Here is a 21,378-nt window from a genome sequence, read left to right as displayed (position 1 = left end):
TTTAAGAAGGTGAACGGTCAAATTTGTCCCAGTTGGGCTTACGTTTTTCCAGGAAGGCATTGCGACCTTCTTCGGCTTCGTCGGTCATATAAGCTAACCGGGTAGCTTCTCCGGCAAATACCTGCTGACCAACCATGCCGTCGTCAATGGCGTTAAAGGCAAACTTGATCATTTTGATGGCTGTCGGACTTTTAGCCAATATTTCCTGTGCCCATTCATAAGCCGTTTCCTCGAGTTCTTCATGCGGAACAACCTGGTTCACCATTCCCATTTCAAAAGCTTCCTGGGCGGAATAGTTGGCTCCGAGGAAGAAAATTTCCCGGGCGCGTTTTTGTCCTACCTGTCGGGCGAGCAGGGCAGAACCGAATCCGCCGTCAAAGCTGGCAACATCCGCATCGGTTTGTTTGAAAATGGCGTTCTCTTTACTGGCTAAGGTGAGGTCACAAACTACATGTAGACTGTGTCCGCCACCCACGGCCCAGCCGGGAACCACGGCAATTACCACTTTAGGCATGAACCGGATGAGTCGCTGTACTTCCAGGATATTCAGCCGGGCAATACCATCATCCGCTTTATAACCGGTTTTGGAACGCACATTTTGGTCACCGCCGGAGCAGAATGCCCACTTCCCATCTTTGGGAGAAGGACCTTCTCCACTTAAAAGAACCACTCCGATATCATTATCCTCTTTGGCATCACTTAAAGCCTCATACAACTCAAACACGGTCTTGGGGCGAAACGCATTCCGGATTTCAGGACGGTTAAAAGCAATACGTGCCACTCCGTTCGATTTTTTATAGGTGATGTCTTCGTATTCTTTGACAGTTTGCCAGTTCATGATAAAGGTCTTTTTTGAATAAAGTTTTTAAGTTGAGCCATCAGTTGTTCCGGTTGATCCAAATGTACGCGGTGGCCGACGTCTTTCACAACCGCTAATTCCGGTTCACGGAGCTCTTTTTCCATTTGCCGGTTAATGTGCAGAAATTTCGAATCCTTTTCCCCAACCAGTAGTTGTACGGGAATAGGAATTTCACCCAGAAAATCCCGAACGCACGGCATGGTTCCGGTGCCAAAACCCTGCAAGCTGTTGGCCAGCCAGAAAGGTTCTTGGTCTTGCTGAATTTCTGCCATTTTCGCAACCAGTTCAGGCGCTGGATTTCCGGAATTGAAAAGAGGCATTTCTGTCCACTCCTCCAAAAAGCCTTTAAAATTTCCGGTGATGGCATCTGATCGGCGGGCATCCAGGGCTTGCCGGGCCTGTCGTTCTGTTTCTCCTTCAATGCCAAAGGTGCTGCTTTCAAGAATCAGACCTTTGTATAGATCGGGGCGGTGCAAGGCAAGCTGAAGGGCTAATCGTCCTCCCATGCTATATCCATATAGGAAAAGAGGAATTTGCAGCTGTTCACTGATCAGCTTGGTTACGTCTGCGACTTGTTCTTTGGTTGAAAAACGATAGTGCAGTTCTGCTCCTTCGGTTTGTCCGTGCCCCAAAAGATCAATGGTGATGGGATTGCAGAATTTCTTGAGCTCAGGAATCAGATGATCAAATTGCCTTCCGCTGCCCATGAAACCATGAAGAAGTACAAGTGAAGGCAGTGTTTCATTTTCCTGGTGAATATCAAAGTGATAAGAGATTCCTCTTACGCGGATATTCATGAGCTTTCAGTCACCTTAAAATTCCAAAGGGCGTGGCGTTGTTCCATCGATTCATCAGCACCGGTCATACATTCCATAACATGAACTCCATTTTTTTGAATGAGTTTGTCAAAGGTAGCAATAATTTGCTCCGGTCTCGAAACGAGGGTATGATCAATATTGTGTGCCCTGCAAAGTGCGGCAATCTTTACTTTTTGTGGGGTTTCAAAGTAGGTAGTGTATTTGTCCTTGATTTGATGAACCGGAAGCATTCGGAATATGGTTCCGCCTCCGTTATTCAGAATAACGATGACGAGTGGTTGTGAAACTTCCCTGGCCATCAGTAAGGCATTAGTGTCATGGAGGAAGGCAATATCACCCACAAAAAGTACTCCCGGTTTCTCAGCAGCAATACTTAATCCCAAAGCCGTTGATGTAATTCCATCGATACCGGCCGCTCCACGATTCACAAAGATTTCCTTTCCATCAAATTCCCCAAAAAGCGACATATCCCGAACCGGAAAAGAATTCGAAAGCATGGTAAATGCTTTTTTAGGGATGGTTTCCATGATCTTGGAAAATACATAGCCATCGGTAATAGGGGCGGAGGGGTGAAGATGCTCTTCACGAAAAGCTTTAAAATCTTTTTCAGCTTTTTTCCATCTTTTGAGCCAGTCTTTTCCGGCCGATCCAGTCACTTCGGGAATCAGAAGTGCCCCTTTAAGCATAATCTGTTTTTGAGAAGAAAGACTTCCATCAATCCATTGATTGGGATTCATAAAGCTAATCTGCATGGTGTCAGAGTGCTTATCAAGATATTGATTTACTGCTTTACTAACAGGCTGTGAGCCAAAGCGAAGAATTAAGTCGGCATTCAATTCTTCCCAGTTTTCATTATTTCTCAAAAAACCATCGAAACCCTGTATAGTATGTCGCGATGTGGGTACCTGGGAACCCGGCTCGGCTAACACGGGTGCATCCAGAGTGCGGGCGAGCTGTGTAATAAAATCAAGTTTATCGGATTTTGAAGTAGGTCCGACAACGATCAGAGGCCGTTCAGCTGAGATCAGATCAGACCAAAAAGTTTCTCCCAGCTCCATTTTCCCGGTTTCATAGGTGTATTTGGGAGAAGGGCGGCGGGATTGCTTTTCATTTTCAAACTCAACCTGCTTAAGGTATTTCCTGTCTGGCTCAAAAGGTTTTGAAAACGGGAAGTTCAAATGAGATACGCCACTTTTTTCGATAGAGATTTGAACGGCCTGAGATGCAGCCAGTTTGAGGCGATTTTTACTTTTTTCATGAGAGTCGGGTTCGCCCACTTCATGAAAAAACACCGTATAACTCCCGAATAACTTTAACTGATCAATCGTTTGGGAGGCTCCAAGTCCACGATAATGTGGAGGGCGATCCGCACTTACCACAATCATCGGGATGCCAGACTGTGAAGCTTCAATCACAGCAGGGAAATAATTGGCAGCAGCTGTTCCTGAAGTGCAAATAAGCACGGCTGGTTTACCTGTATATTTTCCTATTCCAAGTGCTGTGAAGGCTGCTGAGCGCTCATCAATGCCGATATGTTTTTTAAATCCTGAATGGGCTGAAAAAGCCAGAGTCAGGGCCGTAGAGCGTGAGCCCGGTGAAATTACAACGTGTTCAATACCTTCTTCAAACAGGGAGCGGACAAAAGTAGTACTCCAGTTAAAAGCGGCATTCTGAGGTTCATTTTCTTGCATGTTCCAACGCAGTTAGCATGGGGATGAACTTAAGATTTGTTTCATCCCATTCTTTTTGAGGGTTTGAGTCCTCAACAATACCACATCCTGCGAAAAATCTCACCTCATTAGATTTAATTAATCCGCTGCGGATTGCCACTACGAACTCTCCTTCGCCATTCGCATTAATCCAGCCGATAGGAGCAGCGTACCAGCCGCGGTCAAAATGTTCGAGTTTGCTGATATACGGCATAGCAGCTTCTCGGGGATATCCGCCAACGGCCGGTGTAGGATGGAGGCGGGAAAGTACCTCAGTGCGCGAAACGCCTTTTTTGATTCGGGCATGAACCGGGGTGTAAAGATGCTGTACATTGGAAAGCTTTTTTACACCGGGAGAAACAGGATGTTCAAATACATCAGAATAGCGCTGCAGGTTTTCCTCGATAGCGTCTAACACAAAAGCATGTTCACTCAGGTCTTTCTGGCTATGAAGAAGTTCATATTCAAGTACGGCGTCTTCAGAGGCTGTCTTACCTCTGGAAATACTGCCAGCCAACCCTTCGGTCAGAACTTCCCGGTCGTGAAAAGAGGCCAGCCGTTCAGGCGTGCTTCCAATAAAGCTGGATTTCCCATCCTGACTAACTAAAAAAGAATAACAATCGGGATATTGATTTCGGAGGTAATTTAAAAGACGGGTATCCGATACAGGTTCTCTTAATTTTACTGTAAGCTCGCGAGCAAGTACGATTTTCTTGAATTCTTCTGATTTTATCAGATCGGTGGCATTTTCTACAGAATCAACCCACTTTTTGTAGTCTTCAGATTCTATACCCGGGGTCTCTATTTTGGATGTAAAGGATTTCTTGGACTCAATGTTATAGGTGCCGGCATCACAGATTCGATCAAGCTTGTCGAATGTGTGTACAAATGAATGATAGATTTCAGACTCTGAATCGGACGAATCAATCTTTTTTGTAACCGTTAATACGGTAAATTTTCCTTCTCTCACCAAAACCCATTCAGGTAAGTTAAATGACCCAGCCCCAAATTCTCTCCATTGTTTGCCAACATTGTGATCGAAGAATGAAAATCCGCCTAACAAGTGAACGGATGCCAGATGGTGTTTCAGGTTGGAAATGTGATGTACCTTACTGAGCAGTTCTTTTCCCTGATCAGAGGCACTACGAAAGCGTTGCTGACCTGTGGTCTGAATACGGGCAAGCGAACCCGCTGCCGCAATGGAAAATTCAGCAGATGGCTTTTCCCAGTAGTATTGGAAGGTGTTCTTATCCGGATATTGTTCTAATACAGCAAGCGCATCAACTGCAGGAATCTGAATAGAAAAGGAGAGATATTGAAACTGTTTTTGGTTTTCAGAGATAAGATCAATGGCCTCAGACAGGTCAAGTCTCGAAACCTGTTCCCTGAAGCAATCTTTCACATCATTTAAAGCCGGATTCTGTGAACCCATAAATCTGCTGTTTTTAGTTTTCAATCTAAATTGAAAGTACGGATTATTACAGCAATGTTAAACTAATTTTAGTTCCTAATTTTTGAATGGATAAGAGATCCTCTGCAGAAGTCAGAAACAGTGCAGAATACTTAAGGAAATGGTGCGACTAACTATTACTGAGCGTCGTCGTCTTCACCAGTAGCGTAGGGATTATAGATTCCATGCTCAGTAGGTTCGTACTCGGCAAGCTTAAAGAAATGATTCCATGCAGCTTCACTTTTACCATTATCATCAACCCAGGTAGGGTGGCTCTGTTTGATGAGACCCACTACGCGCTTGGCATAAGATACGCGCTCTTCGGTGTCTTCGATTCGGGGAAGAGCCGCAATCATTAAGTCTAAATTGTAGCCGCAGTCAAAGTCTTTGGGTTTTTGCTGATGTATAAACATGAATTGAGATGAGTTTAATTAATTCTGCAAGAAAATAAGCGTTAATGAGGTTAGATTAAAATTGAATATTTGGAGTATTCCTTTAAGTGCGGATAAACTTTCTTTCAATATATCTCAGCCTCTCGGTGAATTATTTCTTAGTTTTGGGAATTAGATAAGAAACATCAATACGAAAGAATTTATGTATCACAATTCCATTCTGGAAGCGGTAGGAAATACACCGCTCATCAAACTGAATCATGTAAATGGTAATTCCGAAGGCACACTTTTAGCTAAAGTAGAATATTTTAATCCCGGCCACAGTATTAAAGACCGTATTGCAATTAAAATGATTGACGATGCCGAGAAAAAGGGGTTGTTAAAACCTGGTGGTACCATCATTGAAGGTACATCCGGAAATACCGGAATGGGTCTGGCACTTGTAGCTGTAACCCGTGGCTACAAATGTATTTTCACAACAACAGATAAGCAGAGTAAATCGAAAGTAGATTTACTGAGGGCATTAGGGGCAGAGGTGATCGTGTGTCCAACAAATGTAGAAGCTGATCATCCCGATAGTTATTATTCGGTCGCTAAAAGATTAAGCGAGGAAATTGAGAATTCATATTATCCCAATCAGTACGATAACAAGAGCAACTTTGCCGCTCATTACGAAACCACTGGCCCTGAAATTTGGGAGCAAACTGAAGGAAAGGTTACGCATTATGTAGCTGGTATGGGTACCGGTGGTACTATTTCCGGGGCTGGAAAATATCTGAAAGAACAGAATCCTGATATTAAAGTCATTGGAATTGACAGCGTTGGGTCGGTGTATAAAAAATACTTCGAAACCGGTGAATTCGATAAGGATGAGATCAAGCCCTATATGACGGAAGGAATTGGCGAAGATATCATTCCAGGAACCATAGACTTCGATTATATTGATGAAGTGATTCAGGTTAATGACAAGGATTCGGCACTGGTTACGAGAAGACTTGCTCAGGAAGAAGGACTGTTGATTGGCTGGTCGTGTGGCGCAGCCGTAAAAGGAGCATTGGACTACATTGAAGAGAATCCTTTAGGAAAGGATGACATAATGGTTATTATAATGCCAGACAGTGGTACCCGCTACATCGGTAAGGTGTATAATGACGAATGGATGAAAGAGCAGGGTTTCCTCAAGGACGAAGAATAATTATTTGTATCTAAGTTTAATCAATACTTAAGAAAACGATTTTATGGCTAAGAAAGATCAGACGATGAATCCCGGAAAAATGGAGATTGAACTAAAAGAAGAGGAGGCAACGGGTACCTATTCAAATCTTGTGATGATCACGCATTCTCCATCTGAATTTATTCTGGATTTTATTGCGGTGATGCCAGGAGTTCCTAAAGCAAAAGTGGTTAAAAGAATGATTCTGACACCGGATCATGCAAAAAGGTTAGCCAATGCCCTGAATGACAATGTAGCCCGCTACGAGAAAGAACATGGTGCTATCAGTTCAAACGAAAAAGTGGATATGCACATGTATAGAGGTCCGCAACCGGAAGCTTAAGAACTTCGAACCTGCCCCTGCCGTCAGTCAGGTAAGGAACACTCAACATTCAATGTTGAAGTATTCTATTTAACTCGCTCTGACGCTCCGACTCGGAGCGAAACGGGCTTTTATTTTTTAGCCTCAATCAATAAGCCTATCCCTACAAGAAAGAAGAAAATGTGGGGCAGGGTAGCAGCTAATTCCGGAGAAAGGGTGCCGTAATACCCAAATGGCTCAATGATCTTCATGAAGGCCAGATATAGAAAACTAATGGTTAATCCTGCCGCCAGGTAAACTCCTTTGCCACCTCTTCGGCGGACACTGGCGAAAGCGAATCCCACTATAATGACTACAATAATAGAAAATGGATAAGCCAATCTTCCATAGAACTGCACTTGCGGTATTTCAATCCCTCCGGCTCCACTTCTCTCAATGGAAGCAATGTAATCGCGGGCTTCTGCATATGTAAGCTGATAGATGTCAGAAGTGGTACGGGCCAAATCGCGGGGAAACACATTCAGCAAGGTGTCTTTTGTAAGGTAATCTTGTTCCTCGTATCCATTGTCTGTAAATATCCTTTCAGTTACATTTTCAAGTCTCCAGTTTTGTGTGGAATCCACCCATTCCATTCGGTTTGCTGTAGTACTTTTGAGTATCTGTTGATCCTGGAACTGAATAAGCCGGATCCGATAAGCGATTTGCTGGTTTTTGTCAAAATAATTCACCTGTAATTTAGTGTCAGCAGAGGGCTGCCTGTAAATGTCGCTTCGGTCAATATTTTCTGATTTGCTTTGCAGGTATTGTTCCTCGAATGCAATTCTCTGGGCGTTTGATTTGGGTATGATATAAGCATCCAGAAGACTGATACCTGCTGAACAAAATGCAGCGAAAACAATGTAGGGGACAATGAGTCGATATAGGCTTACACCTGCAGCTTTGAGTGCCGTAATTTCCAGGCGATCTGAAAGTTGACCTGTAAGAAATAAACAAGCCACGAAAACAGCGACAGGCAGAACCAATCGGGTCATTTCAGGAACATAATTCAAATAATAATTCCTGAATATCTCGGCCATCTGTGCTCCCTGATCAGCGAAATCATCACTATTCTCGGAGAAATCAATCATGATAAAAATGAAGATCAACATCAGGAGAACAAAAGCTGTGATGGTTACCAGGCGCAGAAAAATGTACTTATCAAAATGTTTAATCACGGTTTTTGAAAAGTTTGGTAATTCGAATATCAGTTGTCAGATGTATAATCAGATAAATGCCAGCAAGAGAAAGCAAGACGTTAAAGGTCCACATACCAATAAGTGGCGTTATAAAAAGTCGGTCAGCTAATTTTTCGCCCTGAATAAGCGAAACCCAATAAAACGTTAAAACAGCCGTGCTTATAAGCGCAGCAAAACCAAAATTTCCTCTTTTTGTCATGATGCCGATCGGGGCTCCAAAAAGAATGAATACTACACAGGCAAAGGGGATGGAAAGTTTTTTATGGATTTCGACAAGGTAGCGTGCTATTCGCTTTTGCCTCCATTCAATATTAGCCTGGACTGATTCAAGTTTGGTGCGGTATTCTTTCATTTGCCGGATTGATTCCCAAACAAATGAACGCTGTATCTCCGCCTTTTCGAATGTATTTGTGACCAGATAAGGGCTTTCAATCCAGCTAATATTTTCCAGGGTATCGGGTAAAACTTTTCTGGGATTGAAAAAAGATTCTCCACCATTGTATTCATCAGCGGGATAAATCATGGTATTTTTGCTCATAAAATCTCGCTGGTCTTGTATTTCAGCAAACAGGGAATCAACAACGGCAATCATGGCTCTGGAGCCCATAGTGCGATCACTTCTGTTTCGGTTTTCAGGGTCAGAACGCATAAAAGACATGTCAGAGAGGTCTAATGTCATGATGTGTTTTTTGAAATTATTTCTCTCGATCATGGTTTTATTTCTTCGGTCTCCAGCAAGAAATTTTAAGCTGGTACCATTAATCAGGTGAAGGGTAAGAGCTTGCTCCCCTTTACTAACCAGCAGGCCTTTATCTGCTACGATGTAAGCGCGATCACGGTTGTTTTCAGGCTTCTGAAAAAGAGTGATTTCGTAAAGACTGTCTGTTTCACTGTCAATGCGTTCAACCAAAAAGGTATAGCCCTCAATCCCATCATAAAAGGTATTGGGTTTGAGATCGAATCCGGGCTTTTTGAGGCGGATATCTATAAAAAGCGATCGTGCCTTTTGATTGGCTTCCGGTAATATGTTATTTGAAAACCATGCTAAACCAACAAAAAGAACGATAGAAGCAATCAATACCGGACGAATAATTTTCAGTGGGTTAATTCCGGATGCCCGCAGTGCTGTAAGTTCATTTAGTTCCGAGAATTTGCCAAAAGCCATCAGCGTAGCCACAAGAACAGCCATTGGAGCTGCTAAAACCACCATATAGGCTAAATTGGTAACTATAAGTTCGATAATAATAAGTACCGGTATGTCTTTGCCGATCAGCTTATCGATGTGGAGAATTAAAAACTGCATCAATAGCAAAAACATCAGCGTAAAAAAACAGAACAAAAAAGGACTTAAGTGCCTTTTAAGCAGGTCTATCTGAAGTTTGTTGATAAATTTATTCAAAGCTTGCTGTTGCTCAAGTACTTTTTAATTTTTACAGACGTAAATAATAGACATTTTCAGCTTATAAATTAAAGGATAGATTGTTGTATTATACTTTCAACATATTCAAATATATAGTATTATCGACCGCACCCATTCATCTACAAACTAATTTAGAATAAAAACAGATCAGCCTATCGCCCAACGCTACAGATTATAAGTAATAACCGAGTCAGTAAATAAAGCCGGTGCATTCTTTTTTTAAGTTAGTTTATTACCTGCCATTCGTGTGTTTAATGAATGGATTGCTGTTGGTTGGTGTATCTGCACAAGATACCAGCGATACTACAAAAACAGTTAGCGAGGCTGATAGTACCCTTGAAGGGGTGAAGTTTATCTACAAACCACCCAAAGGTCCTGTGAGCAACAGGAGAGTAGTTAATCCCGGAAAACTATACTACATCAAATTACCCAAAGAACAGTATCAAACTACCTGGGATTCTGTAGATACCTATCGAACGGTTCATAGAATAGATGGAATGGATGTTTCTATTCCTCAGATTTCTAATTTTGAGCAGTATGCGGCAGATAAGAGAAAGCAACAGGAGCAGCAGATAAGGTTTGATCTGATAGAAGAGGGTAAGAAGGAAAGTCAGCAGCAACAGGGGTTACTTGATTTCAGTCTCCAAATACCGGGCGGTCAATCTTCGGTATTTACTACTATCTTTGGAAAGCCGGAGGTGAACCTCCGCGTTAATGGTTCGGCAAATATGAATGTTGGGGTTTCCATACAGAATATTGAAAACCCGACTATTGAGCCTGATTTACAGCGGAGGGTAGATCCCACCTTTAACCAGAATCTGCAGTTAAATATTCAGGGAACGATTGGAGATAAACTGACCATTGCCACCGACTGGGATACAGAGCGTGCTTTCGACTTTCAAAACCGGCTTAGTATTGTCTATGAGGGCTATGAGGATGAGATTATTAAGCGTATTGAGATGGGTAACGTGTCGATGGAGACGGGAAACTCTCTTATTCGTGGCGGCGCGTCACTTTTTGGTATAAAATCGATAGCTGAGTTAGGGTCTTTACGTCTTACTTCTGTAGTATCTCAGCAAAAAGGAGAGAGTGATACCCAAACCATTACGGGTGGTTCGCAGGAGACAAATTTTTCTATCCGGCCTGTTGAATATCAGAACAACAGGCACTTTTTTATAGATTTCTATAATCGTCAAGAGTTCGAATCCAACGTATCAAATCCACAGCAAAAGGTGCAGGCTTATCAAATTTCTGATATAAGGGTGTGGATTTCTGAACCTCAAATTAACACCACGGCTGATGAAGCTATTCGGGCTGCTGCATTTGTAGATTTGGGCGTGAACGACCAGGGTGATGGTACGTACGGATTGCCTTCTGAGGAAGCGGATATTATTGATGAAAGCGCTCTTTCCCAAAACCGGAGTAACCTGAGTGCATCAGCTGAAGATTTTGGGGTAGCTGGTAATGATTTTTACAATGGATATTTCCGGCCTTTAACGGAAGGTGCTGATTATACCATTGACAAAGCATTAGGTTTTATCAGCCTTAACCGAGCACTTAGTTCAGGATCATATGTAGCTGTTTCTTTTATAAGGCAACCGGTTGCAGGTGAGAGTGCACCATCTTCAATTGGGGATATTTCTTCAAGAAATGCTAATGAGCTAACTTATTTGAAGCTCTTGCGAACGGATAACCCAACTCCGGATCTGAAGTCATGGCCACTGACCATGCGAAACTTCTATTCTTTGGGGGTATCAAATTTAACTCCAGACGGTTTAGAACTTGAGGTTAAATTTACACAGGGTAATGTTGATGACACCAACCTTCCGAACCTTAATAATCCGCTACTTCAGGTTTTGGGTTTAGACAGGGTGAATACTCAGGGCGCTGCACAACCTGACAACCTTATTGACTTTTCCGGGTATGTTCTGGATCCCCGAAGTGGAAGTATTATGTTTCCATATCTGGAGCCTTTCGGCAATAGAGTCAAAGAACTATTGGAATCCACTTCTGCATCCGATTCTTTGATAAATGCACTTTCATACACCGAACTGTATAATGAAAAACAGACCACAGCTGATGAAAGCCCAAAGAATTCCTATTATCGTATTGAGGGAACTTCTAAAGGTGGTGTTTCCGGAAACTTTACTCTTGGCTTTAGTCTTGTGGAGGGTTCCGTTAAAGTCTTTGCTAATGGGGCTCAGCTTACGGAAGGAGTAGACTATGAAGTTGATTATTCATTTGGAAGTATTACGATTTTGAGTGAGCAGTATCTTGCATCAGGGCAGGATATTCGTATTGAATATGAAAACAATCAGCTGAATGTAATTGGACAGAAGAATTTCACAGGACTTAGGGCAGAGTATCAGGTTAATGAAGACATTAGCATCGGCGGAACTTACTTCAAATTAAAAGAGCAGCCACTTTCTGATAAAATCAGGATTGGCAATGAGTCTATTAATAACACCATACTTGGGGTGGACGCGGACGCTGAATTTGAAACCCCCTGGCTCACCCGCTTTATTGACAAAATTCCCCTTCTTCAAACCAAAGCAGAATCTAACATAAGCTTAAGCGGTGAATTTGCTCAGCTCCGTCCTGATGTGGCACAAACAAATGCGGTTAGAGATGCTGTTGAAAATGGAGAGTTATTTAAGGATGAGGAAAATGGACTTTCATTCATAGATGATTTTGAAGGCTCCGAAATCAGTATTTCATTCACAAGTCCAACCCGATGGAATTTAGCTGCTGCACCTGCTGCTATTCCCGGTTATGCTCCGGATCAAACATTTTTTGATAATCCGGAAACTCCATTGAACAACTCATTAGAGTCAAAGATTGCTCGTTCAGATTTACGGAGTCAGTTTTCCTGGTATACCATCCCAAGAAATATAACCAGCATTTTGGGTAATGCTCGTAGTACCCCGGAATCTGAGACTACGCCAACAGAAGAAGTTTTTCCTGGAAGGGAAACCAACAATGCGCAAGATGAAGTTATTAATACACTGGATATATACTATAATCCAGCACAGAGGGGACCTTATAACTACAACAGGGACCTGAGAAATAAGCTCGAAAATGAGCCGGAAAATCAATGGGGTGGGATGACTGCGGCTCTTCCGTCAGGGCAGGAAGATCTCACACAGAATAATATTGAATTTATTGAATTCTGGGTACAGCCTATTTTACCGGATGGCAGAGAACCAACCGCTGAGGATATCCAAAGTTATGATGGCAAAATCTATATCGAAATCGGTACTATTTCGGAAGATGTTGTTCCCAACTTTGATTTAAATACCGAGGATGGGCTGGCCAATAATCTTGAAAACCTTGAGCTGGATACTTTCCAGGAAAACCCACGTTCCTACGTGCCTGCTAACCCAACAGCTCCGCAAGGTCAGTTTTCGAATGATAACAGAGAGCTTGAGGATGTCGGTTTTGACGGAGTTCCGAGCAGGAATGGGTTTGATGACCAAAAAGTGGAAACAGCATTATTTAGCCCATTTATAGATTCCATGAGGATTGCCTATGGAGAGGAAAGCGATGTATTTCAGTCCATTCTGGCCGATCCATCCAATGATGACTACATTTTTTACGGAGAATCCCAGGTTCAGGACTTGCCACTTCAGGAACGCTTTTACAGAGTAATGGGATATCATGAGGGTAATACCCCGGCAGCTGGTGGCGACAAACGAGCCATTACACCACGTCCCGATACCGAGGGGCTTGTAAGCCGGGCTAACATTGAGACCAACAACAATTATTATCAATATGAAGTCAATTTAAATCCGGCGACAGAATTAACAATAGATACAGATGGCAGCGACGGTACATATATAGTTGATAAGGTAAATGCCTCCCGGCAAGCTGATCGTTGGCATCTGGTTCGTATTCCACTCTCTGATTTCAAACGTAAAGTCGGCGATATCGAAGGTTTTCAGAATATAAGTCACATTCGAATGTGGATGTCAGGATATGAAAAGCCTTTTACCATGCGGTTTGCTACGTTCGAATTTATTGGAAGTCAGTGGCGCAAAGTTGAAAATATTGATGAAGGGCAAAATTTCACCGGCGATTTCAGAGTAGCTACCATCAATATAGAAGAAAATGCAAGCCGGCAGCCCGTTCCTTACCGACAGCCTGATGGCTCTATACGAGCTATAAACAGGGGTGTACAGGTTCAGTCTCTTGCGAATGAACAGTCTATTGTATTGGGTGTCGATAATTTGGGTTCAGGACAAATCCAGATGGTTAAGCGGATATATCCGGGAGGATTGAATCTTCTTAATTACTCTAACATGAGAATGTTTGTTCATGGTGAAGGTTATGGAGATGGACCAGAAGAGAGAGGGCGAGCTGAATTGGTTATCAGGATGGGTACCGACCTGAATGCTAACTATTATGAATACAGACAACCAGTAACACCTTCTGATCCTGATTATCCTTACTCACCGTATAGTGCTGATGGTGGTGGTGAATTAGAAATGGATGCCGAACAAGTTTGGCTGTACGAAGAAAACAGCATGAATATTGTGCTGGCTGCTTTTAATGAACTAAAGCAGTTGAGGGATCAACAAGGAGTTTCGGATCCAACTCAGAAGTTTGAACGAGAACTCTCTCCTGAAGAAGATGATGCTGTAGAAGGGGCAGTAGTAGCTATAAAAGGAAATCCTTCGCTGGGTCGTATATCTGAAATAGGGATGGGTATCAGAAATCCTTTTGACCCTGATGATGTAAACTCGCCGGGCTCGGATATACTAAATGCTGAGTTTTGGCTTAATGAACTTCGTGTATCTGGTTTTGATAATGAGAAAGGATGGAAGGCTAATGCAAATGCAAGCTTTAAATTTGCGGACTTTGCAACCTTCAATACTAATTTTACCAGAACCACAACTGGTTTTGGCGGACTTGAGTCCCGTTTGGGTAACCGAAGCGTAGCTGATGAAATTGGGTACGATCTCAGCTCAACGGTTAACCTGCATAAGCTGATTCCGGATCGTTATGGGTGGAACTTCCCGGTCACAGTTTCAAGCCGAAAGAATATTTCCACACCTAAGTATTTGCCTAATCAGGGTGATATTCGTTTAGATGATTTTATCAATGCTACCAATAGCAATGAGCAGCTTACTGAGTCTGAAAAGGAAACGATTATCAATGAACGTATTAATGAAGTAGAAACCGTTCGGGATAATTTCTCCGTAAACGTATCAAACATCTCCAAACAGAATTCCAAGAGTAAACTAGCTCAGTACACCATCGATAAAACCCGATTGAATTATGTTTACAACGAGGGAAGTGCTAAGAACCCGGAAATTCAATTTCAGGATGATTGGAATTATAATGCTGGCATTCAGTATAGTCTTTCCTTTAATAATGTGAAGCTGTGGCAGCCTTTCGGCTTTACCGAAGATGTACCTGTGGTGGGAGCACTTTCCAGAATCAGATTAGGTTATATGCCATCATCGATAAATGCATCAGCCAACCTGAATCGATCATATACGGAAAAGAGAAGAAGACCGGAATTTGATGATGAAGGAGTGGAAGAGATTCAGCCCTTGCAGCAAAGCCATACTTTCAATGAACGATCTGGTTTCGGCTTTAACTACAATTTCACACCAAGTATCCCGATTTCTTTCCGTACTACTACAAATTATGACTTGTCTAGTGCCGGGCGTGAGAATGTTAATAAAACCGGGCTTGCCGCCGATAGTAATTCCTATCAGCTGACACCCACATTTGAGGTACTCAATAATCTGCTTACGGATTCACTTTCAGCCAGAAGATCAAATTATGACGAGACCTATACGGCAAGCTGGCGTCCAAAATTAAACAATATTGAAGCTCTTAAATGGCTTACCTATTCAGCCTCTTATGCTGGAGGGTTTGGATGGACGAATAGCCCAAGCGGTTCAGGTTTGGGAGCGGGAGTTTCCAATCGATTTCGTCTGGATCATACTTTTAAGTTTGGAGTGGGTAGTCTCATTGACAAAATAGGGTTTTTCAATCGGCTTGAAGAGGCAGACGAAAAAGAAACTTCGGATAGAAAAAAGGCGAAGAATAGTAATTCTGAAAATGCTGAACCGGCTTCACCTGATCTCTTAAAAGACCTGCAGTACCTGGGGCGAAAAGCCATACTTGCCATTTTTAGCTTGGAAAGCATTGATATTACCTACAACCAGAATAAAACGTCAAATCAGGCAGGTTATAGCGGAGATTCACAAATATTCCACGCTCTTGCCAGTGAGGCAGATGGCAACTTTTCTCCACCTTTCGGATACAGGCTTGGAATAGATGAAGAGTTGCCCAGGTCGCAGCTCATCCAGCAAAGTCCGTCTGGTAATTCTATAAACCTTCCAAAGAATAATACCTATTCCGATAAAATTACGATGGGTACCAAGCTCAACCTGTTTAAAAATTTTACGGTCGATTTAAACTGGTCAACAAATTGGGATGAGCGTCAAACAAATACAATCACGCTAACACCAGCCGGTGATTTCTCTTCAACCATCTCGTCGAGCGGAAACATCAGTTCTTCTGTTTGGGCATTTGGTGGCGGATACCGGGATTTATACGAACGTCAGCTTAAGACGGCTTTTGCTGATGCCAACCGCGAAGATGGTATTATTTCTGATGATGTTGAAAATGGCGGTAACGGAGATGGACGTATTGTATTAAACCGAAACACCCTTGAGGAAGATTTCCGAAAGGCGTATCTGGGAGGAGGTACCGGAGCCGTAGGTGAAAAAGGGTATACCCCGATTCCCAAACCAAACTGGCGGGTAACGTGGTCAGGCGTTCAAAGTTTTATACCTATTATCGGGGATAATATGAGAGCGGCCACGCTGACTCACGGATATACCGGCACCTATCGTCTGGGATGGAGTTTGAACACACTTACAGGTATCCAAGACCCTCAGGGACTAGGAGACTTCAGTGTAATTGACAGGAAAGAGTTGTACGAACCTAACTCAATAAACGTTGAGCAGCGTTTCTCTCCGCTTATTCAGTTAAACGTTACGTGGCAGTCAGACTTACGTACACAAATCAGCTTCGACAGAAGTAAGACAAGTAGTCTGGCACTTTCCAGTAGATCTGTGACAGAGCGCACTTCACAGGGATTAAGCACCTCCATCAACTATACCTTTAAGAATGTAACCATTCCCTTATTCCCTAAAATAAAGAATAACATTACTCTTACCATCAATGGTGGGTACGCCGACGATACAGAAAGTAAATACACCCTGAGTTCTGATATTGATGAAGTATTAAGTGATGTGGACTTTGTACCCGATGTAAGCCAGTATGACTATACCGATCCATTTGTGACCGGGCAGAATCGAATAAACGGATCTGTGGTTATTGGATACCGGTTCTCACAAACGGTGACTTCCAACTTCGAGTATACCTACACGAAAGTGAATCCTAAGTCGTCGGCCTACTTCCCGAGAACAAATCATGAAATCCGGTTCAACTTTAAGATTTCCATTCAGTCCAGATAATTTAATCTGAATTTCTGTTACTGAATCTATAGAAGCCCCAACCAGAAAAGGTAAACATCAGGCACAGAAGAGAGAGCCAGTTTCCAAACCGGGTGTAGATTGTTTGGGTTTCTAAGTTTTGAACTGTTCCTATAAATCCGGTTCGTACCCAATAATCAGTTTTTTGAACGATAGAACCATTGGGGGCAATGATTCCTGAAATTCCATTATTGGCACTGCGGGCAATCCACCGGTCAAACTCGATAGCCCGAAGACGTGCATAGGCAAAATGCTGATGATGTCCGCTGGTATCGCCCCACCAGCCATCATTGGTTATAATGGTAAGAAAAGAAGCATCTTTCTGAACAAACTTACGAATCCAGGACGGGTAGACCGAATCATAACAAACTAATCCTGGTGTACTAAAGGTATCGGTTTCAATCATATCTGGCCGGGAGCCTTTACCAAACCCAGCGATGTTTCCCCAGTCAACCCAGTCAAAAACATCCATTGTGTTAAGGGTTTCGACAAAAGGAATACGCTCCACAATGGGCACTAAGTTGGCCTTTTCATAATCGGAGATTTCGCCATTGGCATCCACAAAAAGAGCGGCATTAAAGACATTATAGGGTTTGCCTGAATTTAGAGTGCCTCTGTAAAGAATATCTGTGTCTTTGGAATAGGTTTTATAAAGACCGGTTCCAACCACAAAGTTTTTATTCCATGCTTTTGCTGAATCTGCAATTCTTAAGGCTGTTCTGGAGTTAGTAAAAATAAATCCATCAATGGCATTCTCAGGCCATATAATGAGCTCAGTTTGCGGTGTTATGGTTCTGCTGGTAAGCGTAAAAAGGCTGTCAATCACTTCTTTGAGGTCACTCATTCCTCCATATTCCTGGTAAGAATCATGGTTCGGCTGGATGATAGCTACGTGAGTTAGATCGGAGTTGCCAGTCTCGGTTTCACTTTCAAAGAGTAGAAATGACCATATTGGGAAAATCAGGAAAACGCCTAAAGTTACGTAGGCAAGATTCCGTTCTTTGCTTTTGATAACCTGGTAGGTGAGTGCAGAGCTCAGAACCACCCAGAAAGTAATGCCAAGATGGCCGGTAAAGGAAATATACTGGATCACCCCAATGAAATTGGACCAGGCATTGCCAATCGAAAGCCAGGTCCAGGATAAATCCCACTGGTGATGTAAGAACTCGTAGCTGACCCAAGCAGCAGTTTGAAGTAAAGCTACCAGAATCGGAGAGTTACTTTTTTGGGAAAAGAATTTTGCCAGACATAACGGGATGGTCATAAGAACACTGTTGGCAAGAATAGCCGCTATTCCGGCGCCAAGGCTGGCCATCATAAGCCAATAGGTACCAATCAGGTTCCAAACCACGAAGCCTGCATAACTGTAATAAGCTACTTGTTTGTAAGAGTCACACTTGTCTGACAAATAGAACAACAGAATAAATGCCGGAAAACTCAGGAATGAGAGGTTCACAGGAGGGAAGCTGAGTCCCAACAAAATTCCCGCAAGTACCGAAATTACCCATTTATTATTCAGCAGTTCTTTCACGTTCATTCCGAATATCCTTTTCCTGATACGATTACTACTATTTCACCTTTGATCGAATCACGGCTTTCAAACTCTTTCTTGAGCTCACTTATTGTGCCGCGGTTCACCTCCTCAAATTTCTTGGTGAGTTCGCGAGCCACCGCTGCCAGACGGTCAGGTTCAAAATGTTCTTCCAGTTCTCCCAGTAACTTCAGCAGCCGGTTTGGACTTTCATAAATGATAATAGTGAGTTCTTCTTCTGATAATTGTCCCAGTCTTTTTTGACGACCTTTTTTGTGAGGAAGAAACCCTTCAAATATGTATCGATCGCAGGGAAGTCCGCTGGCTACAACCGCGGTTGTGGCTGCGTCTGGACCGGGAATAACACTCACGGTATGATTTCCATTTTGAGCCGCTCTTACGGCCAGGAAACCAGGATCGGAAATCCCTGGCATGCCGGCATCACTGATTAAAGCTACATTCTGGTTGGCATCGAGGATATTCATGAGGTGACCAACTTTGCGATGCTCATTATGCTGATGAAACGAGAACGTTGGTTTGTCGATTTGGAACCGTTGCAGCAGATGACCAGACGTGCGGGTGTCTTCGCAAGCGATATAATCCACAGATTTGAGCACCTCAACGGCTCTTGGTGAAAAATCCTGTAAGTTCCCGATTGGCGTAGCTACTATGTAGAGTGTGGACACTTTTTACCTCATTGATTAAAGTGCACAAATATCAAACTACAGCCTTCAAAAAACAAACCGGAATACAAGAACGGCCATTTTTAGAATTTGGAATTTAAAAAGAGGGTTGTATGTTAAATGCGATGAAAAAATCAATTTAAACATCTATAGATATCAATATGGACTTTCAACCATCCGGATTAAATCACATCACCATCAGAGTAAATCGTATAGACGCTTCCAAAGAATTTTATGGTGATATCCTGGGCCTTGAACTTGTTAAAACGATGGGGCAGAGTATGGCCGTGTATAGAATTGGCAAAGAAGATACGCTTGTAATTGTGGAAGCCGAAACCAGCTACGACCCAACTTCAAGAGATTTTCGGGTCGATCACTTCGGTTTTTATGTGGACGATCCCAAAAAAGTGGATGAGCTAGCCAAGTATTTCCGTGAAAAGGAAGTAACCATTATGAGTGGCCCTGCGAATCGTAAGAAAGGCCGTTTTCTATTTGTGGCCGATCCTGATGGGAACATGATCGAATACTTTTATGAAGAGAAAGAATGAAATAGAGCAGGAGCTGGATCAAAAAGAGTTTGAGAACGATATAGGCAGGGATTTAGCTCAGGAATATCGAAAGATCGATATTGAAGAAAAGCTACGGCAGGATGCCAACAAGTATGTCGTCGGCTTGATGTACTTTATAACTACTCTGGTATTTTTTGAAGGACTATGGTGGTTAATATCCACTTCTATGGCTAAAATGACAGTAGGATTTCTGGGAGCATTCTTTTCTGCCATGACTCCCTTCATGCATATTTCCTTTTTGATAATGGCAATCTATTCAGCCTTTACCTGGAAGTCACCCATCATTTATGTGCTAAAATTAACGCCTAATGGCTGGTAAGTCTGATTTCCTATCTATTCAGATAGTAAGAAGTACTGATCAGGAACAGATGACTAATGCCACCGTCACTGAAAATATCTTGCGTACGATATTGAAGTCCCAATTCAAATTTCTGCTTTGAATTGAAATACCAGCCTAATCCAACCGAAGCCCGGTTCTCTGCATCCGCTTCATTTTTGTTGAAGGCAGTCATCATCTCATCTTTCAGAATCAGATACTTTTCTCCGGCGTCCAGCTTTTCGCCTTCTAAGGGAAAGTCGTAACTCAATCTATAGCGCAATCTGTTTTGGTAGGAACTGGACCGTACCCTCTGTTCAAGCCGAAGCCGGTGTGCCAACCGACGGTCTCCTAAATAAGAAACAAACCCAATTTGTTGCAAAAACCGGTGCTCATATTGATAGCCATCAATAAGAGGAGTGGAAAGCCGGTAGTAATATCCACCGCCTATTTTAGTGCCTGCAGAGAGCCCGTAGGAAAAAGAAAACTGGGGTTCTATATATTGAATGGCAGCACTATTATCGAAATCACGAATAGAGTTAAATACCGAAAGCTTGGTATTGAATCCTAAACGGTCGGATGATTTCCACGAATAGGAAAGCTCCGGATTCCATATAAGCTCCGCCTGCTGCGAAAATGCACAAACCGGAAGCAGCATGGCTGCCACCAAAAGTGCACGGACTTTTAAAAAGTTCATGTATTACCAAATATTATCCAGCGAACGTCTCACAATTTTACGTTTCTGAATGAAATTACCGTTTACGTCAAACAGCATCTCAAATGAACCGAGCTCATCTTTGTTTTGTCCGTCAATTTCAATTTCGTAACGAATCAAAAGGTCTTCGAAATCTTCTTCAAGGATATTTTCCAAAACCTCTTCGTCATCGTTTCCTGAAGCAGAAAATTGACGCTGAACTCTGGTAAATTTGAATTTTGAGTACTGTTTGTCTATTTCTTCTGTGATGGTGTTCCGTAAAGCCTCGGGAAGTTCTTCGATTTCAATAATCTGCTCAACATCAATGAGCGAACCTGTTGAATCAAATTCGATACTGTACTGGTGATCTTCCCAATTCAGCTTCACTTCATAGCTGATCATTTCACCGTCTGATTGGCGGTAAAAATCTGCTTTTTTCTCCTCTTTCCAAAATTGATTTATCAAAGACAGGGCAGAGGCAGGCATTTCGTTCCGGTCTATCGATTTTTCAACTTCATCTTTTATTTCTTGAGCAGAGCAAAAGAGGGTTGAAGAGATGATTATTGCAGGTATAAGAAATAGAAATTGGTAATACGTTTTCATACTTCCAATATGAAATACACGTATTACCTAATCTTTAATAGAGGGTT

At 42.5% G+C, this 21,378-nt stretch carries 16 protein-coding genes; 5 read left to right on the top strand and 11 right to left on the bottom strand.

Going from position 1 to position 21,378, the window contains the following annotated elements:
• Position 1 precedes the first annotated feature (1 nt).
• The 5 genes from RIB15_RS13985 to RIB15_RS13965 form a co-directional block, all read right to left on the bottom strand.
• Positions 2-838: a 1,4-dihydroxy-2-naphthoyl-CoA synthase gene (locus RIB15_RS13985; RefSeq protein ID WP_350202788.1), complete on the bottom strand. Its 837-nt coding sequence runs from the start codon at positions 836-838 to the stop codon at positions 2-4.
• A complete protein-coding gene (menH, locus tag RIB15_RS13980; RefSeq protein WP_350202787.1) occupies positions 835-1,656 on the bottom strand; it encodes a 2-succinyl-6-hydroxy-2,4-cyclohexadiene-1-carboxylate synthase in 822 nt (273 codons plus the stop codon). Before menH ends, RIB15_RS13985 begins: the two co-directional genes overlap by 4 nt.
• Entirely contained in the window at positions 1,653-3,368 is a 1,716-nt protein-coding gene (gene menD / locus RIB15_RS13975; RefSeq protein WP_350202786.1) for a 2-succinyl-5-enolpyruvyl-6-hydroxy-3-cyclohexene-1-carboxylic-acid synthase, read from the bottom strand. The genes menH and menD overlap by 4 nt, the downstream gene beginning before the upstream one ends.
• On the bottom strand, positions 3,355-4,818 hold the full coding sequence (locus RIB15_RS13970) for an isochorismate synthase (RefSeq protein ID WP_350202785.1): 1,464 nt from the start codon (positions 4,816-4,818) through the stop codon (positions 3,355-3,357). Before RIB15_RS13970 ends, menD begins: the two co-directional genes overlap by 14 nt.
• 155 nt (positions 4,819-4,973) lie before the next feature.
• Positions 4,974-5,249: a DUF4290 domain-containing protein gene (locus RIB15_RS13965; protein WP_350202784.1), complete on the bottom strand. Its 276-nt coding sequence runs from the start codon at positions 5,247-5,249 to the stop codon at positions 4,974-4,976.
• Between the two features lie 181 nt (positions 5,250-5,430).
• On the opposite strand from RIB15_RS13965, the gene RIB15_RS13960 reads away from it, so the two are divergent.
• A complete protein-coding gene (locus tag RIB15_RS13960) occupies positions 5,431-6,423 on the top strand; it encodes a PLP-dependent cysteine synthase family protein (protein ID WP_350202783.1) in 993 nt (330 codons plus the stop codon).
• 43 nt (positions 6,424-6,466) lie between these two features.
• The gene (locus RIB15_RS13955) at positions 6,467-6,784 is read left to right on the top strand and encodes a DUF3467 domain-containing protein (RefSeq protein WP_350202782.1); all 318 of its coding nucleotides are present in this window, start codon (positions 6,467-6,469) and stop codon (positions 6,782-6,784) included.
• Between the two features lie 110 nt (positions 6,785-6,894).
• Here the strand turns inward: RIB15_RS13955 and RIB15_RS13950 are convergent, their stop codons facing one another.
• Together RIB15_RS13950 and RIB15_RS13945 are read right to left on the bottom strand one after the other, a co-directional pair.
• Positions 6,895-7,977 carry an LptF/LptG family permease gene (locus tag RIB15_RS13950; RefSeq protein ID WP_350202781.1) on the bottom strand — a complete coding sequence of 361 codons (1,083 nt, stop codon included), beginning with the start codon at positions 7,975-7,977 and terminating at the stop codon, positions 6,895-6,897.
• A complete protein-coding gene (locus RIB15_RS13945) occupies positions 7,970-9,397 on the bottom strand; it encodes an LptF/LptG family permease (protein WP_350202780.1) in 1,428 nt (475 codons plus the stop codon). Before RIB15_RS13945 ends, RIB15_RS13950 begins: the two co-directional genes overlap by 8 nt.
• Before the next feature lie 275 nt (positions 9,398-9,672).
• Here RIB15_RS13945 and sov point away from each other — a divergent pair, with 275 nt between their 5' ends.
• The gene (sov, locus tag RIB15_RS13940; RefSeq protein ID WP_350202779.1) at positions 9,673-16,917 is read left to right on the top strand and encodes a T9SS outer membrane translocon Sov/SprA; all 7,245 of its coding nucleotides are present in this window, start codon (positions 9,673-9,675) and stop codon (positions 16,915-16,917) included.
• A gap of 1 nt (position 16,918) precedes the next feature.
• Here the strand turns inward: sov and lnt are convergent, their stop codons facing one another.
• Complete coding sequence (lnt, locus tag RIB15_RS13935; RefSeq protein WP_350202778.1) at positions 16,919-18,472, bottom strand: apolipoprotein N-acyltransferase; 1,554 nt, start codon at positions 18,470-18,472, stop codon at positions 16,919-16,921.
• On the bottom strand, positions 18,469-19,152 hold the full coding sequence (rsmI, locus tag RIB15_RS13930) for a 16S rRNA (cytidine(1402)-2'-O)-methyltransferase (protein ID WP_350202777.1): 684 nt from the start codon (positions 19,150-19,152) through the stop codon (positions 18,469-18,471). Before rsmI ends, lnt begins: the two co-directional genes overlap by 4 nt.
• 158 nt (positions 19,153-19,310) lie before the next feature.
• Here rsmI and RIB15_RS13925 point away from each other — a divergent pair, with 158 nt between their 5' ends.
• Both RIB15_RS13925 and RIB15_RS13920 read left to right on the top strand, forming a co-directional pair.
• Positions 19,311-19,697 carry a VOC family protein gene (locus RIB15_RS13925; protein WP_350202776.1) on the top strand — a complete coding sequence of 129 codons (387 nt, stop codon included), beginning with the start codon at positions 19,311-19,313 and terminating at the stop codon, positions 19,695-19,697.
• Positions 19,681-20,037 (top strand): hypothetical protein, encoded by a 357-nt coding sequence (locus RIB15_RS13920; RefSeq protein WP_350202775.1) that lies wholly within the window; start codon positions 19,681-19,683, stop codon positions 20,035-20,037. The genes RIB15_RS13925 and RIB15_RS13920 overlap by 17 nt, the downstream gene beginning before the upstream one ends.
• A gap of 10 nt (positions 20,038-20,047) precedes the next feature.
• Here the strand turns inward: RIB15_RS13920 and RIB15_RS13915 are convergent, their stop codons facing one another.
• The gene (locus RIB15_RS13915; protein WP_350202774.1) at positions 20,048-20,731 is read right to left on the bottom strand and encodes a DUF2490 domain-containing protein; all 684 of its coding nucleotides are present in this window, start codon (positions 20,729-20,731) and stop codon (positions 20,048-20,050) included.
• 3 nt (positions 20,732-20,734) lie between these two features.
• The gene (locus RIB15_RS13910) at positions 20,735-21,331 is read right to left on the bottom strand and encodes a hypothetical protein (protein ID WP_350202773.1); all 597 of its coding nucleotides are present in this window, start codon (positions 21,329-21,331) and stop codon (positions 20,735-20,737) included.
• Positions 21,332-21,378: the final 47 nt, after the last annotated feature.

Source organism: Gracilimonas sp. (assembly GCF_040218225.1).
Lineage (GTDB): Bacteria > Bacteroidota > Rhodothermia > Balneolales > Balneolaceae > Gracilimonas.
The sequence above is the reverse complement of the archived record's forward strand: the minus strand, read 5'-3'. Positions and strand labels throughout refer to the sequence as shown.

Coding starts and splice junctions, on each gene's coding strand:
- RIB15_RS13985 (WP_350202788.1), bottom strand. CDS start 838: ATGAACTGGCAAACTGTCAAAGAATACGAAGACATCACCTATAAAAAA.
- menH (WP_350202787.1), bottom strand. CDS start 1,656: ATGAATATCCGCGTAAGAGGAATCTCTTATCACTTTGATATTCACCAG.
- menD (WP_350202786.1), bottom strand. CDS start 3,368: ATGCAAGAAAATGAACCTCAGAATGCCGCTTTTAACTGGAGTACTACT.
- RIB15_RS13970 (WP_350202785.1), bottom strand. CDS start 4,818: ATGGGTTCACAGAATCCGGCTTTAAATGATGTGAAAGATTGCTTCAGG.
- RIB15_RS13965 (WP_350202784.1), bottom strand. CDS start 5,249: ATGTTTATACATCAGCAAAAACCCAAAGACTTTGACTGCGGCTACAAT.
- RIB15_RS13960 (WP_350202783.1), top strand. CDS start 5,431: ATGTATCACAATTCCATTCTGGAAGCGGTAGGAAATACACCGCTCATC.
- RIB15_RS13955 (WP_350202782.1), top strand. CDS start 6,467: ATGGCTAAGAAAGATCAGACGATGAATCCCGGAAAAATGGAGATTGAA.
- sov (WP_350202779.1), top strand. CDS start 9,673: ATGAATGGATTGCTGTTGGTTGGTGTATCTGCACAAGATACCAGCGAT.
- lnt (WP_350202778.1), bottom strand. CDS start 18,472: ATGAACGTGAAAGAACTGCTGAATAATAAATGGGTAATTTCGGTACTT.
- RIB15_RS13925 (WP_350202776.1), top strand. CDS start 19,311: ATGGACTTTCAACCATCCGGATTAAATCACATCACCATCAGAGTAAAT.
- RIB15_RS13920 (WP_350202775.1), top strand. CDS start 19,681: ATGAAGAGAAAGAATGAAATAGAGCAGGAGCTGGATCAAAAAGAGTTT.
- RIB15_RS13915 (WP_350202774.1), bottom strand. CDS start 20,731: ATGAACTTTTTAAAAGTCCGTGCACTTTTGGTGGCAGCCATGCTGCTT.
- RIB15_RS13910 (WP_350202773.1), bottom strand. CDS start 21,331: ATGAAAACGTATTACCAATTTCTATTTCTTATACCTGCAATAATCATC.